Annotated in this window: 15 protein-coding genes and 1 tRNA gene; 8 read left to right on the forward strand and 8 right to left on the reverse strand. The window is 64.1% G+C overall.

Annotated elements, in window-relative coordinates; translation table 11 throughout:
• Positions 1–19 precede the first annotated feature (19 nt).
• The gene (locus KBY72_RS06715) at positions 20–649 is read right to left on the reverse strand and encodes an alpha/beta hydrolase (protein WP_254960379.1); all 630 of its coding nucleotides are present in this window, start codon (positions 647–649) and stop codon (positions 20–22) included.
• A gap of 55 nt (positions 650–704) precedes the next feature.
• Here KBY72_RS06715 and purH point away from each other — a divergent pair, with 55 nt between their 5' ends.
• Together purH and KBY72_RS06725 are read left to right on the forward strand one after the other, a co-directional pair.
• Positions 705–2,264 (forward strand): bifunctional phosphoribosylaminoimidazolecarboxamide formyltransferase/IMP cyclohydrolase, encoded by a 1,560-nt coding sequence (purH, locus tag KBY72_RS06720; protein ID WP_254960380.1) that lies wholly within the window; start codon positions 705–707, stop codon positions 2,262–2,264.
• Positions 2,265–2,359: 95 nt separating this feature from the next.
• Positions 2,360–2,824 (forward strand): DUF4079 domain-containing protein, encoded by a 465-nt coding sequence (locus KBY72_RS06725; protein ID WP_254960381.1) that lies wholly within the window; start codon positions 2,360–2,362, stop codon positions 2,822–2,824.
• 49 nt (positions 2,825–2,873) lie between these two features.
• Here the strand turns inward: KBY72_RS06725 and KBY72_RS06730 are convergent, their stop codons facing one another.
• The 4 genes from KBY72_RS06730 to sfsA form a co-directional block, all read right to left on the reverse strand.
• The gene (locus KBY72_RS06730) at positions 2,874–3,536 is read right to left on the reverse strand and encodes a DUF1997 domain-containing protein (protein ID WP_396121815.1); all 663 of its coding nucleotides are present in this window, start codon (positions 3,534–3,536) and stop codon (positions 2,874–2,876) included.
• A 146-nt stretch (positions 3,537–3,682) separates the two neighbouring features.
• Positions 3,683–4,879 (reverse strand): 4-hydroxy-3-methylbut-2-enyl diphosphate reductase, encoded by a 1,197-nt coding sequence (locus KBY72_RS06735; RefSeq protein ID WP_254960382.1) that lies wholly within the window; start codon positions 4,877–4,879, stop codon positions 3,683–3,685.
• 37 nt (positions 4,880–4,916) lie between these two features.
• Entirely contained in the window at positions 4,917–5,624 is a 708-nt protein-coding gene (locus KBY72_RS06740; RefSeq protein WP_254960383.1) for a GAP family protein, read from the reverse strand.
• A gap of 16 nt (positions 5,625–5,640) precedes the next feature.
• Entirely contained in the window at positions 5,641–6,408 is a 768-nt protein-coding gene (sfsA, locus tag KBY72_RS06745; protein ID WP_254960384.1) for a DNA/RNA nuclease SfsA, read from the reverse strand.
• 73 nt (positions 6,409–6,481) lie between these two features.
• On the opposite strand from sfsA, the gene murJ reads away from it, so the two are divergent.
• Positions 6,482–8,107 (forward strand): murein biosynthesis integral membrane protein MurJ, encoded by a 1,626-nt coding sequence (murJ, locus tag KBY72_RS06750; protein WP_254960385.1) that lies wholly within the window; start codon positions 6,482–6,484, stop codon positions 8,105–8,107.
• Here murJ and KBY72_RS06755 read toward each other — a convergent pair.
• The 3 genes from KBY72_RS06755 to KBY72_RS06765 are packed head-to-tail and all read right to left on the reverse strand — an operon-like array spanning position 8,104 to position 8,915.
• Entirely contained in the window at positions 8,104–8,364 is a 261-nt protein-coding gene (locus KBY72_RS06755) for a cytochrome-c oxidase (protein ID WP_254935140.1), read from the reverse strand. The genes murJ and KBY72_RS06755 overlap by 4 nt on opposite strands.
• A 24-nt stretch (positions 8,365–8,388) precedes the next feature.
• Positions 8,389–8,679 carry a DUF3181 family protein gene (locus tag KBY72_RS06760; protein WP_254942928.1) on the reverse strand — a complete coding sequence of 97 codons (291 nt, stop codon included), beginning with the start codon at positions 8,677–8,679 and terminating at the stop codon, positions 8,389–8,391.
• On the reverse strand, positions 8,676–8,915 hold the full coding sequence (locus tag KBY72_RS06765; protein WP_106632274.1) for a hypothetical protein: 240 nt from the start codon (positions 8,913–8,915) through the stop codon (positions 8,676–8,678). Before KBY72_RS06765 ends, KBY72_RS06760 begins: the two co-directional genes overlap by 4 nt.
• A 64-nt stretch (positions 8,916–8,979) precedes the next feature.
• On the opposite strand from KBY72_RS06765, the gene KBY72_RS06770 reads away from it, so the two are divergent.
• The 5 genes from KBY72_RS06770 (at position 8,980) to leuC (ending at position 14,344) form a co-directional block, all read left to right on the forward strand.
• Positions 8,980–9,053 (forward strand) — tRNA-Arg (locus KBY72_RS06770).
• A 110-nt stretch (positions 9,054–9,163) separates the two neighbouring features.
• Complete coding sequence (gene glyA, locus KBY72_RS06775) at positions 9,164–10,453, forward strand: serine hydroxymethyltransferase (RefSeq protein ID WP_254960386.1); 1,290 nt, start codon at positions 9,164–9,166, stop codon at positions 10,451–10,453.
• Positions 10,454–10,517: 64 nt separating this feature from the next.
• Entirely contained in the window at positions 10,518–11,615 is a 1,098-nt protein-coding gene (locus KBY72_RS06780; RefSeq protein WP_254960387.1) for a glycosyltransferase family 4 protein, read from the forward strand.
• Positions 11,616–11,619: 4 nt separating this feature from the next.
• Entirely contained in the window at positions 11,620–12,900 is a 1,281-nt protein-coding gene (locus tag KBY72_RS06785) for a competence/damage-inducible protein A (RefSeq protein ID WP_254960388.1), read from the forward strand.
• Between the two features lie 28 nt (positions 12,901–12,928).
• On the forward strand, positions 12,929–14,344 hold the full coding sequence (gene leuC, locus KBY72_RS06790; protein WP_254993295.1) for a 3-isopropylmalate dehydratase large subunit: 1,416 nt from the start codon (positions 12,929–12,931) through the stop codon (positions 14,342–14,344).
• Positions 14,345–14,351: the final 7 nt, after the last annotated feature.

The raw sequence follows: 14,351 nt of genomic DNA on the forward strand, positions 1-14,351 counted from the left end.
CATCTGGGCCGCTGGTTGTTCAGCATGACCACTTGCTGGCCAAGTAGCTCCGCAGGGCAGGAAACAGGCAGCTGTCAATGGTGTGGCCGCCTGTAAAGCCAACCAGTTCGGTGTCGATGCCACCGAGTTGCAACTGCCCTTTTAGGGCCTCACTGGCTCCGTAGGGCACCACAGGATCCTGTTCGCCATGGGTGAGCAGGATTTTTGGCAGGGATGCTGCGGTTGGTTGCCAGCCGGGATGGGGGTAGCCGCTGCAGCCGATCAGGCCGGCCAGGGGTAGGCCGCTGCCGGCTGTGGCCACATCAAGAGCCATTGCGGCGCCTTGGGAGAAGCCCAGCAGAGCCGTTTGCTGCAGGGGCACCTCTACAGCTAGGGCCAGGAGCCGCTCTAGCAGCTGGGTTCGAGCGGCAGGTAGCTGGGGCCAATTTGGCTGTTGCAGGTCGTACCACTGGCGGCCGCTACCGCTTGGATGCGGCAGTGGTGCCCGCAGGGCCACCACGCTCACCGCTGGCCCCACCAGCACCTCGGCCAGGTCGAGCAGGTCGTCGGCATCCGCTCCCCAGCCGTGCAGCAGCACAAGGCGCCGGTCACACCGATCCGGGCCACTGCGGATCAGTTGGTCGTTGGGCTGGCTGGTTTGGCTACTCATGGCGGGGGATCGATTGCTGCGTAGGTTGGCCCTTATAACTGCACGTTTGGCAGCCATGGCCCCCACGGCCCTTCTAAGCGTCTCCAATAAGGAGGGCCTGGTGCCCTTGGCCGAGGGGCTGCTGGAGGCTGGCTATCAGTTGATTTCAAGTGGCGGCACCGCTGCGGCCCTCAAGGCGGCCGGGCTTGAGGTCACCAAGGTGGCGGAGCACACCGGGGCCCCTGAGATCTTGGGCGGCAGGGTCAAGACCCTGCACCCACGCATCCATGGCGGCATCCTGGCCCGCCGCTGCGAGCCCAGCCACCAGGCTGATCTGGAGGCCCAGGGCATTGCCCCGATCGACGTGGTGGTGGTCAACCTCTACCCATTTCGAGAAACCGTTGCCAACCCCGAGGTGGCATTCGATACCGCCATCGAGAACATCGATATCGGTGGACCGGCAATGGTGCGGGCAGCGGCCAAAAATCACGCCGATGTGGTGGTGCTGACCAGCCCCAGCCAATACGGACCCTTTCTTGAGTGCCTGCGCACCGGAGCCATCAGCGCTGCCCTGCGGCGCCAGCTGGCGCTGGAAGCTTTCCAGCACACCGCCAGCTACGACACGGCGATCAGCAGCTGGCTTGCGGGCCAGCTGGCCGGCGCAGCCGAGCTCCCCTCAGCGGTGGCGGCGCCCCTGCGACTGGAACTGCCCGCCCGCCAGAGCCTGCGCTACGGCGAAAACCCCCACCAACAGGCCACCTGGCACAGCGAGCCCGCTGCCGGCTGGGGCGCCGCGGTGCAACTGCAGGGCAAGGAGCTCAGCTACAACAACTTGATCGATCTGGATGCGGCTCTAGCCACCGTGCGGGAGTTTGGCTACGGCCCCGGGGCCCAGCCCGCGGCGGTTGTGGTCAAGCACACCAACCCCTGCGGCGTAGCAATCGGCCACAACGGCGCCGCTGCCCTCAGCCGGGCCCTTGACGCCGATCGGCTCTCAGCCTTCGGCGGCATTGTGGCTATCAACTGTGTGGTCGATCTAGCCACCGCCGAATTGCTGACCAGCCTGTTTCTTGAATGTGTAGTGGCGCCTGGCTTTGACGGACCGGCATCGGAGCGGCTGGCCACGAAAGCCAATCTGCGCCTGCTGGAATTGAATCCTGCGGCGATCGCTCTGGCGTCCAGGCGTCAGCTGCGCACCCTGCTGGGCGGGGTACTGGTACAGGAGCTAGACGATCAACCGGTTGATGGCGCGGCCTGGCAGGTGGTGAGCGAACGCCAGCCCACAGCCCAAGAGCTCGACGATCTCGGTTTTGCCTGGAAGCTGGCCCGCCACGTGCGCTCCAATGCCATCACCGTGGCCAAGGGTGGTCAGAGCCTGGGCATTGGCGCCGGCCAGATGAATCGGGTTGGCTCGGCCAGGCTGGCCTTGGCAGCGGCCGGGGATCGGGCCAGGGGCGCGGTGCTTGCTAGCGATGGCTTCTTTCCCTTCGATGACAGCGTGCGGCTGGCCGCTGGTCAGGGCATCACTGCTGTGATTCAGCCTGGCGGCAGCGTGCGCGATGCCGATTCGATCACTGCCTGCAATGCCCTTGGCTTGGCGATGGTGGTAACCGGTCGCCGTCATTTTCTTCATTAACGCCCTTGCTGGGGCGCAGTGAGTTGTAGTTTCGCTCCATAAGTCCTGTTCTGCTGGGCACTTGCCGCAGCCATCCCTTGGCCCCCTCTGACGCCATGCCCGAAGCCCTCGCCTACAACCTCAACTTCCTCCATCCCCTGTTGATGCTGGGTCTGCTGGCCCTCTCCAGCTACGGGATGCTGCTTGGCATCAAGGCCAAGAAAACCCGCACCGCAGATGCTGAGACCCGCAAGCAGCTGATCAAGGGGCAGTTTGCCAAGCGCCATTTCCAGATCGGCAGCCTGATCCTGGCGATCACCGTGCTGGGTACCTTCGGCGGTATGGCCGTTACCTACCTCAATAACGGCAAATTATTTGTGGGCCCCCACCTGCTTGTGGGCATTGGCATGACCTGCTTGATCGCCCTGGCGGTGTCGCTTACCTCCCTGATGCAGCAGGGCAATCTGATCGCCCGCAAGGTCCATGTGGGCCTCAACATGGCAATGATGACCCTGTTTCTGTGGCAGGCGGTGAGTGGCTTTCAGATCCTCAACAAAATCTGGGAAAACCGCCCGGCCTGAGTGCTGGCTTCGGTTCTAGGTCTCAAGTAAGAAAGACAGCCCAGTTGATTTAGAACTGGGCGCTTCGCCGGGGTGGGCACTCCAGATCGTGGCTGCCGTGGAAATCTTCCTGCACCTTCCAGGTGAGCCGGCGAGAGATCTGCCTCACGATCTGTCGCAGCAGGTGGTCGCCGCTCGACTGCACCAGCCCATCAGGCAGCAGGGTGATCACCCCGGGTAGGCGTACCCAGACGCTCAAGTCGAGCTCCCAGCGCACCAAAGTTTGGGGCCGGGGATCGTTGGAAGCGACGGCAGCATCATTGGCTTTGTCGAGTTGCAGCGAGGCGTTGAACTCGACGTCGTAAAGCCCTTCAAGCTTGGGATCGCCGCCGGGGTGGGGCACGGTCAGAATTCGGTAAAGCCCCTGGTTTTGGGGCAGCAATTCCAGGCCGATGGTGGGCTCCACTTCGAAGCCGAAGTTGCCAAAGGTGCCCAAAGTCAGCGCGTAGCCCCGCTTGCCGAGGGGTTCCACAGTCATCGGGGCAGCGCAACGGCGAAACCAACCCTCGTGGTGATCGAGGTATTCGGAGACAACGGGCGCGCTGGCCCGCATTTCCATCACGTCGGCAAAGGCACTGGCATAGCGCCGGACCCTCGGATCATCGCTGTGGCGTAGCAACAGACCGGAGCCGAGTTCTCCCTTGGACGACGGTTGGGCTGGTGCGGTTGACAACGACAAAGGCAACAACGGCAACTCCTGGCGTTTGACCAGCCCTGGCAGCAGGATGCCGGACTTGTTCAAGACGTTTTTTAATCAATGTAAAGCCCGCGGTGGGCCTAAGTGCCGCCCGCTGTGACACCCGGACACCTTGGTTCGGCTCAGGCTTCGCAGAGTTCGATCAGCCGCTCGATCACGTCTTCCACCACCCGGTCGGGAGTGGAAGCCCCGGAGGTTATGCCCACTCGGATTGGACCTGCGGGCAGGAAGGGCAGCTCGATTTCGAGCTCGCCCCCTAGGGGCATGTGCTCGATGCGGTTGCCAGGGCCAATGCGCTCGGGGGTGTCGATGTGGAAGGAGCGGATGCCGCGGCTGACGGCGATCTCCTGCAGGTGGGTGGTATTGGACGAGTTGTAACCGCCGATCACGACCATCAGGTCGAGGGGCTCATCAACTAGGGCGAAAATGGCGTCTTGGCGCTCCTGGGTGGCGTCGCAAATGGTGTTGAAGGCCAGGAAGTGCTCATTGAGCTCAATGGGGCCGAAGCGCTGCAGCATGGTGCGCTCGAACAGGCGGCCAATCTCTTCGGTTTCGCTCTTCAACATGGTGGTCTGGTTTGCGACGCCCACCCGGATCAGATCGCGGTCGGGATCAAAGCCGGGCGAGCAGGCTTTGGCAAAGCGGGCCATGAATGATTCCCGATCGCCATTGCCGAGGATGTATTCGCTCACCATTTGGGCTTCAGCCAAGTCGAGCACCACCAAGTAGGTGCCGGCGAAGCTGCTGGTGGCGAGGGTTTCCTCGTGCTTGACCTTGCCGTGGATGATCGAGGTGAAGGAGTGCTTTTTGTGCTTTTCCACCGTGTTCCACACCTTGGAGACCCAGGGGCAGGTTGTATCAACGATGTGGCAGCCCCGCTCGCTTAGCAGCTGCATCTCCTGAACGGTGGCGCCGAATGCAGGCAGTATCACCACATCACCGCTGGCAACCTCCGAAAAATCTTTCATGCCGTCTTCCACGGAGATGAACAGCACGTTCATGTCGCGCAGGTGATCGTTGACCGAAGGGTTGTGGATGATTTCGTTGGTGATCCAGATCCGTTCAGTGGGGTAGTGGCGCCGAGTTTCGTAGGCCATCGCCACTGCCCTCTCTACGCCCCAGCAGAAACCAAAAGCTTCAGCCAGCCGCACGGTGAGGCGGCCGCTCTCGAGCGAGTAGCCGCTTTCCCGCAGCTTGGCGATCAGATCGCTTTGGTAGGCCTGCTCCAGGCTTCCTGCCACCTCATTGCCCAAGCCGAAGCCTCGGCGGTTGTAACGCTCCGAGTGGTGCAAGGAGCGTTTGAAGGCGCGGGTATCCACAGCGTCGAGGTCTCGGTGAATCAACTCTATGGGCCACTTAGGTCAGAGCTGCGGCTCCCAGGGTCATCTGGTGGAGGCCCTCAATTCCCTGCCAGCCCAGATAGACCCCCAGCACTAGGGCGAACACTCCCACCAGCCATTCGGCCCGATGCACAAGCCAGTCGTTGAGGCGGCTCAGGGGCTGACGCAGCCTGCCGCCGCTCAGCAGCCAGGCCAGTGGTGGCAGCAGCAGTAGCGAGGTGGTTACGGCCACAAATACGGCGCCCACCTCCAGATCCCCGCGCAGGGAGGTGTGGTTGGTGAGCAACATGCCCCCTTCCTTGGCGTAAAAAACCAGATTTTCCGGGCTGATCAAGGCACAGCCGGCCCCAAGCCCGAGCAGGGGAAACCAGTCGAGCTCGGGCAGCTGGCCCATCAGTTGCATCGCCCAGCTCTCCTCACCGATGGCTGCTGCAGGGGTTAGCTGGAACAGCCCCAAGGCCACCAGGGCTCCGGCACCGATCAGGTCCATCAGCACCTGGCCGCGGCTGCCCAGCTGCATGGCCCAACTGAAGCGACTGCCTACCAGCACCACCGCTGCCAGCGCTCCACCGTTGGCGAGTATCCAGCCCCCCAGGTAGGTGGAGCAGCGTCGCAGCGGGTTGGGGCCCAGCAGCAGCAGGGCCACCAGAGCGATGTTGAGTGGGCTGAAGGAAATGCCCAGGCCCAGGGCGATGGTCTGGGTGAGCCAGTGGAACGGGAGCATCGCGGGATTGTGGCGCTTAGCCAGTGCCAAGGGCGGGACCGTGGGTTTCCACAGCCGCAATTCCATGCCAGTTCACCTCGCTGGCGCTGAAGCTGTAGCGGCAGGGCAGAACCTCCACGCCCGCTGCCAGGGCCTGGCGAAACAGTTCGCCATAGCGTGGGTCGGCCGCGTCGCCCGGGGCAAAGCGGCTCACATCGCCGCGACTAAGGCAGGGCACCAGTACGGACCGGCTCTCTGGCAGCAGGGACATCAGCTCCACCAGGTGTTTTTGGCCCCGTTCAGTAACGGTGTCTGGGAACAGGGCCAGCTCCCCTTCGCTCCAGGTGGTGTTTTTCACCTCCAGGTAGATCGGCCTGGCATCGGCGGCGTTTTCCGCTGGGGTGAGCAGCAGGTCGATGCGGCTGCGGCGCCCTTCGCCATAGGGCACCTCGGCTCGGATGGCTGCGATCGGCCCCAGCCAGGGCTCCAGGCAACCGGACTCAATCGTGGCCCGCACCAGATGGTTGGGGAGGGCCGTGTTGATGCCCACCCAGATGGGCGTGCCATCGGCGCCAGGCACTTGGGCCTGCTCCCAGGTCCAGGCAAGCTTGCGGCTGGGGGAAGGGGCGTGGCGCAAGCGCACCCTTCCGCCGGGGTGCAGCACTCCGGTCATCGGCCCGGTGTTGGCGCAGTGGGCCGTGACCAGCTCGCCGTTTTCTAGTTCGATATCGGCGAGGAAGCGCTTGTAGCGCTTCACCAAGGTGCCCTCTACCAGGGGGCCGAGGCTGAGCACGCAGGTGGCCATGGCGGGCGGAGTGGGGTGGATTGGAGCAGGCCAGCCATACTGCCGCCAACTCCCGGGCCTTGGGTCCCACTTGATGGCAAAGTCCCTCAGGCGCATTGCCCTGGTTGTGGCAGTGGCCACTGCCCTCAGCAAGTTGGCCGGCTTGGTGCGGCAGCAAGCCATTGCAGCAGCCTTCGGCGTTGGCGCGGCTTACGACGCCTACAACTACGCCTACGTGCTGCCCGGCTTTCTGCTGATCCTGCTGGGCGGCATTAACGGACCTTTCCACAGCGCCATGGTGAGCGTGCTGGCCCGCCGGCCCCGCCAGGAGGGCGCCTACGTGCTGGCAGCAATCAACACCCTGGTGGGGGCGGGGTTGCTCGGGGTGACGGTGTTGCTGCTGGTGTTCGCTGGCCCCCTGATCACCCTGGTGGGCCCGGGCCTGGATGCCACCCGCCACGACATCGCCGTACTGCAGCTGCGTTGGATGGCGCCGATGGCCCTATTTGCCGGGCTGATCGGCCTCGGCTTTGGAGCCCTTAATGCTGCTGATGAATTTTGGTTGCCCTCGGTGAGCCCCTTGCTCTCGAGCGTGGCCGTGATCGCTGGTATCGCTGTGCTGTGGTGGCAGCTCGGTGCAGCGATCACCCTGCCCACCACGGCGGTGCTTGGCGGCGTGGTGCTGGCCGGCTCCACAACTTTGGGGGCGGTGCTGCAGTGGCTGATCCAGCTGCCAGCCCTGGCCCGGCAAGGGCTGCAACGCTTTCAGCTGGTGTGGGACTGGCGGGACCCCGGTGTGCGCGAGGTGCTGCAGGTGATGGGGCCCGCCACCCTCTCCTCGGGGATGCTGCAGATCAACGTGTTTGTGTCCCTGTTTTTCGCTTCGGGCATCCCGGCGGCGGCGGCGGGTCTGGGCTACGCCAACCTGCTCGTGCAAACGCCCCTCGGGCTGCTCTCCAATGCCCTGCTGGTGCCGCTACTGCCGGTTTATGCCCGGCTGACGGCACCGGACGATCGACCTGAGCTGGTCGGTCGTATCCGCCAGGGGCTGATGCTCTCCAACGCCAGCATGCTGCCCCTGGGGGCGTTGATGGTGGCGCTGGCTTTGCCGATCGTGGCTCTGATCTATGAGCGGGGAGCTTTCAATGCCGGTGCTGCGGAGTTGGTGGGCAACCTGCTGATGGCCTACGGCATCGGCATGCCCGCCTATCTGGCTCGCGACGTGCTGGTGCGGGTGTTTTACGCCCTCGGCGATGGGGTTACCCCGTTCCGCTGGTCGATGGCGGGGATTGGGCTGAATGCGCTCTTCTGCTGGGCTTTCGTGGGCGGACCGGTGCCCGGCGCTACCCAGCTGCTGCCTGGCCTCTATTGCGGCGCCGCCGGCCTGGTGCTGGCCACCGTGGCGGTGAATCTGATCACCTGTGTGGGTTTGCTGCTGGCGCTGCAGACCAAGCTCGGCGGGCTGCCATTGCGGCTGTGGCTGCGCGACACGATGCTGCTGTTCGGTGCTGCCGTACTGGCCGGACTGGTGGCCTGGGGCGTGTCAGTAACTGTGGCCTGGCCCACTGGTCTTTGGGGCCGGCTGCTGGAGTGCAGCTTTGCCGGCGGAGTGGGTGTGCTGATCTATGGCGTGGTGGCCAGCCTTGCCCAGGTGCCAGAGGTCAAGGATCTGACCGACCAGTTGCGGGATCGCTTGCCTCGAATTGGCGCCAGTCGCTAGGGGTCGAGGCGAACGTCCCGTTCAGCTCGCACCTGAACTGGAATCTCCAGGTGGGAGCGACCCAGCATCCGGGGGCCGTCCACCGAAAAGATGCGTGCCTCAATGCCAAATTCCTTGAAGGCCGTCTCTAGCTCCTGAATCAGGGCTTTTTCAACCTGGGCCTCGGCGTCCACCACCTTGCCAATTAGGCGTCCGCCCAGGCGACCCAGGCGTTGACGCACCACATCGCGGGCGTTGGTTACCTCAATGACCAGCACAGCCCGTCGCCAGTTCCCGCAACCTTATCGGCAAAACTGCTCCAGCACCTCTTCGAGATCCCGCAGCTGGCCGGCGGGCACCAGCCGAGCCAGGGGCAGCCGGGTGGAACCGGCGCCGATCGGCACCTGCACCGCCTCAAGGGCCTGGCGTGCGCACACCTCCGCCCCCTGGTCCAGTCGGGCGGAACATTCGATCGCCAGGGCCTGGGCCAGGCCGGCGTCGCCGAGGTAGAGGTGCCAACTGGCAACTTGCACATAAAGGCGATCTGCCAGGACCAGTTCCAGTTCTTTGAGGTCTGTGGCGGAGAGGGTCATGGCCGGGGGGTTGGACGCAGAACCACTACAGCGCCAGCGTGAGCCAGCAACACCACCAACCAACCCAGGCTGAGCCAGTTGAGGTGGGCCCAGGGGTGACGCATTTCCTGTACCAACCAGAGGCCACTGTTCAGGGCGGCGAATAGGGCGGCGTGGAGCGTCAGGTTCACGATCCGTTCGAAGTGCCTGTAGGTGGGGTCTTCGGGGTTGGCGGGGCCGTACCAGCGGATGGGCATTGATGGGGAGGCGAGGACGGGGTGTTTGACGGATGGGCCCTCCGTGCGGTGAAAATGGACCCATGCGCTTGTAGCTCAGCGGATTAGAGCATCTGACTACGGATCAGAGGGTCGGGAGTTCGAATCTCTCCAGGCGCGCTTCTTTCAAAACCGCCTTAGGGCGGTTTTTTTGTGGGTTGGCTTCGACGTTGAGGTATCCGATGCCCGGCTCCGGTCTTTACGATCATCAAACGATTCAACCCTTAACCATGACCAACCCCGGCGGTGCTGCCCTCAACCAGTCCCTAGCTGCCGGAGACCCCGCCATCGCCGGGCTGATTGAAAAGGAGCTACAGCGCCAGGAAACCCACCTGGAGCTGATTGCATCTGAGAATTTCGCCTCCCGAGCCGTGATGGAGGCCCAGGGCTCGGTGCTCACAAACAAATATGCCGAAGGCCTGCCATCCAAGCGCTACTACGGCGGCTGTGAGCATGTTGATGCGATCGAGGAGCTGGCGATTGAGCGGGCCAAGCAGTTGTTTGGTGCCGCCTGGGCCAACGTGCAGCCCCACAGCGGTGCCCAGGCCAACTTCGCGGTGTTCCTGGCCCTGCTGCAGCCCGGCGACACGATCCTGGGTATGGACCTCAGCCATGGCGGCCACCTCACCCATGGCTCCCCGGTGAACGTGAGCGGCAAGTGGTTCAAGGCCGTGCACTACGGCGTGAACCCCGACACCCAGCAGCTCAACTTCGACACCATCCGCCAGCTGGCCCTGGAGCACAAGCCCAAGCTGATCGTGTGCGGCTACTCCGCCTACCCACGCACCATTGATTTCCAGGCCTTCCGCGCCATCGCCGATGAGGTGGGCGCCTACCTGCTGGCCGATATGGCCCACATCGCCGGCCTGGTGGCGGCGGGCGTGCACCCCAACCCCGTGCCCCATTGCGACGTGGTGACCACCACCACCCACAAGACCCTGAGGGGCCCCCGCGGCGGCCTGATCCTCTGCCGCGATGCCGAGTTCGGCAAGCAGTTCGACAAGGCCGTGTTCCCCGGCAGCCAGGGCGGGCCACTTGAGCACGTGATCGCCGCCAAGGCGGTGGCCTTTGGTGAGGCCCTACAGCCCTGCTTCCGCGTCTACAGCCAGCAGGTAGTTGCCAACGCCCAGGCCCTCGCCGAGCGCATCCAGGAGCGCGGCATCGCCGTGGTGAGCGGCGGCACCGACAACCACATCGTGCTGCTGGATCTGCGCGGCATCGGCATGACAGGCAAGGTGGCTGACCTGCTGGTGAGTGATGTGCACATCACCGCCAACAAGAACACGGTGCCCTTCGATCCCCAGTCGCCCTTCGTGACCAGCGGCCTGCGCCTGGGCACCGCTGCCTGCACCACCCGCGGTTTTGACGAAGCCGCCTTCCGCGAGGTGGCCGATGTGATTGCTGATCGCCTGCTCAATCCCGAAGACAGCGCCATTGAGCAGCGCTGCCGCGATCGGGTTGCGGCTCTCTGTGAGCGCTTCCCGCTTTACGCAGCAGCGCGTGAGCTTCAGCACGCTTGATCCACTTCAACGCCCGTAAGCTGTTTGCTGAAGGCCATTTTTCGGCTTGCTTCGGTCTGGTTCAGTGACCCTCGCCTACAGCCCCAACGCGGCCGCCTTGCTCACTTTTGCCGTTGCTGCTCTGTGCACGGCTTTGGTGGTGCCAGTGGTACGCCGGCTAGGCTTGCGCTTGGGATTGGTGGATGCTCCCGATTCCCGCAAGCAGCACACCTCTCCCATGGTGCGCCTTGGAGGGGTCGGCATTGTTATCGCCTTTAGTGCAGCACTGGGTCTCACCTGGGCCTTGGGTGGGTTCGCCAACCTTCCCGCTGAAAAGGACCAGTTGATCTGGACCACCCTGGCTGGAGCCCTTTGCTTTTTCTTGATCGGGCTGGCAGATGATCTCTATGCCCTGCCGCCCCTGCCCCGTTTGGCCGGCCAGTTGGCCATTTCGATGGTTGCTTGGAACGAGGGTGTGCGCATCGGCAACATCGAGATCCCCATGGGCTGGTGGGGAGGCTCTGATCTGCTGCTGCCATTGCCAGATTGGCTCAGCCTGCTGGCAACGGTGATCTGGTTGGTGGGTATCACCAACGCCATCAACTGGCTTGATGGTCTCGATGGTCTGGCGGCGGGCGTGAGCGGTATCGCTGCAGTGGGTTTGTTGTCGGTGAGTTTCAGCCTGCATCAGCCTGCTGCTGGCCTGCTGGCCGCGGCGCTGGCCGGTAGCTGCCTCGGTTTCCTGCGCCACAACTTCAACCCTGCCCGCATCTTCATGGGCGACGGCGGCTCCTATTTTTTGGGCTTTGCCTTGGCGGCGATCAGCATTGTCGGCCCGGCCAAGGGGCTCACCAGCGTCAGCCTGCTACTACCTCTGCTGATCCTGTCGCTGCCCTTGGCCGACATGTCGGCAGTGATCATGGGGCGCCTCAGCGAAGGCCACTCTCCCTTCTATCCCGATCGACGCCACCTGCACCACCGGCTGCTGAGGACGGGACTGAGCCATCGCCGCACCGTGTTGCTCATTTATGCCTTCACCCAGTGGTTGGGCTCCCTGGCCCTGGTGCTGGTGAATGCTGAATTGCGCTTTCTCTGGCTGGCCCTGGCTACTGCGGTGCTGATCTGGGTGCTGGTTAGCACTCGCCGGGCCTTGCAGCAGCCTGCGGCCACTCGGGAGCTGTGAGGCTGTGAGCGCCGAGATTCTCTGCATCGGCACCGAGCTACTGCTCGGCAACATCACCAATGGCAATGCCCGCTGGCTGGCGGAGCAGCTGGCGGCCCTGGGCATCGCCCACCAGCGCCAGAGCGTGGTTGGTGACAACCGCACGCGTCTGATGGCCGCGGTTCGGGAAGCGGCAGGTCGCTGCCGGGTGTTGATCACAACCGGCGGCCTCGGCCCGACCCCAGACGACCTAACCACAGAAGCTATCGCTGCTGCCTTTGACACGCCCCTGGTGGAGCACCCAGAGATCTGGATTGACATCCAGGCCCGCATCGGCGCGCGCGGCCGTTTCTGTTCCCCCAGTAACCGCAAGCAGGCATTTCTGCCCGCAGGGGCGGCGGTGTTGCCAAATCCCACCGGCACCGCCCCCGGCATGATCTGGACCCCGCCTGCGGCCCCGGGCATTCAGCCAGGTTTCACGGTGCTCACTTTCCCTGGCGTGCCAAGCGAAATGGAGGCGATGTGGTCTGGCACCGCAGAGCCATGGCTGCGCTCAGCTGGTTTGGCTGAGGGGGTGTTCGCCAGTCGCATGTTGCGCTTTTGGGGCGTTTCCGAGTCGGCTCTGGCTGAGCAGATGGCCGATCTGCTGGCTCTAGAAAACCCAACTGTGGCTCCCTACGCCGGCGCCGGTGAAGTGAAGCTGCGACTCACGGCCAGGGCAGGCAGCGTTGCTGAAGCCCAGGTACTGCTGGCTCCGCTTGAGGCGCAGATCCGGGCCCGCTCCGGGAGGGCCTGCTTCGGCGCCGATGACGACAGCCTGGCCAGTGTGGTGCTTGAGCAGATGCGCCGCCGCGGTGAGACGCTGGCTGTAGCTGAGAGCTGCACTGGCGGGGGGCTGGGGGCGGCACTGGCGGCGGTGCCCGGAGCCTCTGATGGCTTTGTTGGTGGCGTGATTGCCTATGCCAACTCGATTAAGCAGGCGTTGCTTGGGGTGCCGCCGGCGCTGCTTGAGAGCCAAGGCGCCGTGAGCGATCCGGTGGCTATCGCCATGGCTGAGGGCGCTCGCCGTGCAATTGGTGCCACCTGGGCAATTGCTGTGACCGGCATCGCCGGCCCGGGGGGTGGCAGCACTGAGAAGCCGGTAGGACTTGTGCATATCGCCATTGCCGGCCCTGATGGTTGCAGCAGCGAGGCAGTGCGCTTTGGCGCCACGCGTGGCCGGGTCTGGATCCAGCGGTTGACGAGCGGTGAAGCGCTCAATCGCTTGCGCCTGCGGCTGGCCGACGCCCCCGGGGCGCAGCTTTAGGCTTAAGCCTCAGTCGAACGGACCTTTCGTGAGTGCCGGCACCCTCTACGACAAGGTCTGGGATCTGCATCGGGTGGCCCAGTTGCCTGGCGGCTCCACCCAGTTGTTTATCGGGTTGCACCTGATTCATGAGGTGACCAGCCCCCAGGCCTTTGCTGCCTTGAAAGATCTGGGCCTACCGGTGCGACTCCCCGAGCGCACCGTGGCCACGGTTGATCACATCGTGCCCACCACATCCCAGGCGCGCCCCTTCGCTGATCCCCTGGCTGAGGAGATGCTCGCCACCCTCGAGCGCAATTGCAGCGACTACGGCATCCCTTTGCATGGCCTCGGCAGCGGCCGCCAGGGAATCGTGCATGTGATTGCCCCCGAATTGGGCCTCACCCAGCCGGGTATGACCGTCGCCTGCGGCGACTCTCACACCTCCACCCACGGGGCGTTTGGGGCGATTGCCTTTGGCATTGGCACCAGCCAGGTGCGCGATGTGCTGGCCAGCCAGAGCCTGTCGATGGGCAAGCTCAAGGTGCGGAGGATTTGGGTTGAGGGTCAGCTGCAGCCGGGCGTCTATGCCAAGGACTTGGTGTTGCACATCATCCGGGTGTTGGGTGTCAAAGGTGGTGTGGGCTACGCCTACGAATTTGCCGGTCCAGCCATCGATGCTTTGACGATGGAGGAGCGCATGACCCTCTGCAACATGGCAATCGAGGGCGGTGCCCGCTGCGGCTATGTCAACCCCGACGCCGTCACCTTTGCCTACCTGCAAGGCCGGCCCTATGCCCCCAAGGCTGAAGCCTGGGAGCGGGCCGTGGCCTGGTGGCGTGGCCTGGCCAGTGGTGCAGACGCAGTTTTTGACGATGAGGTGCGCTTCGATGCTGCGGCAATTGCGCCGACAGTCACCTGGGGTATCACCCCCGGCCAGGGCATCGGCGTTGATGAAACGGTGCCAACCATGGAGCAGACAGAGCCGGATGAGCGGCCCTTGGCCCAGGAGGCCTACCGCTACATGGATCTGCAGCCCGGCACTCCGATTGCAGGCACAGCGGTGGATGTTTGCTTCATTGGCAGCTGCACCAATGGGCGCCTGTCCGATTTGCAGGCGGCTGCGGCGGTGGCCAAGGGACGCCATGTAGCTCCGGGCATCAAGGCCTTTGTGGTGCCTGGCTCTGAACAGGTGGCGGCGGCTGCGGAAGCTGAAGGGCTTGACCAGGTGTTTAGGGAAGCTGGCTTTGAGTGGCGTGAGCCCGGCTGCTCGATGTGCCTGGCCATGAATCCAGACCGGCTTGAGGGCCGCCAGATCAGCGCTAGTTCAAGTAATCGCAACTTCAAGGGTCGCCAGGGCTCGGCTACCGGCCGCACCCTGCTGATGAGTCCGGCGATGGTGGCTGCGGCCGCAATTGCCGGCAAAGTGTGTGATGTGCGCCAGATGATTAACACCACGCCATGACCGCGGC

It is taken from the genome of Cyanobium sp. BA5m-21 (assembly GCF_024346235.1).
In the GTDB taxonomy this organism is placed as follows: Bacteria; Cyanobacteriota; Cyanobacteriia; order PCC-6307; family Cyanobiaceae; genus Cyanobium_A; species Cyanobium_A usitatum.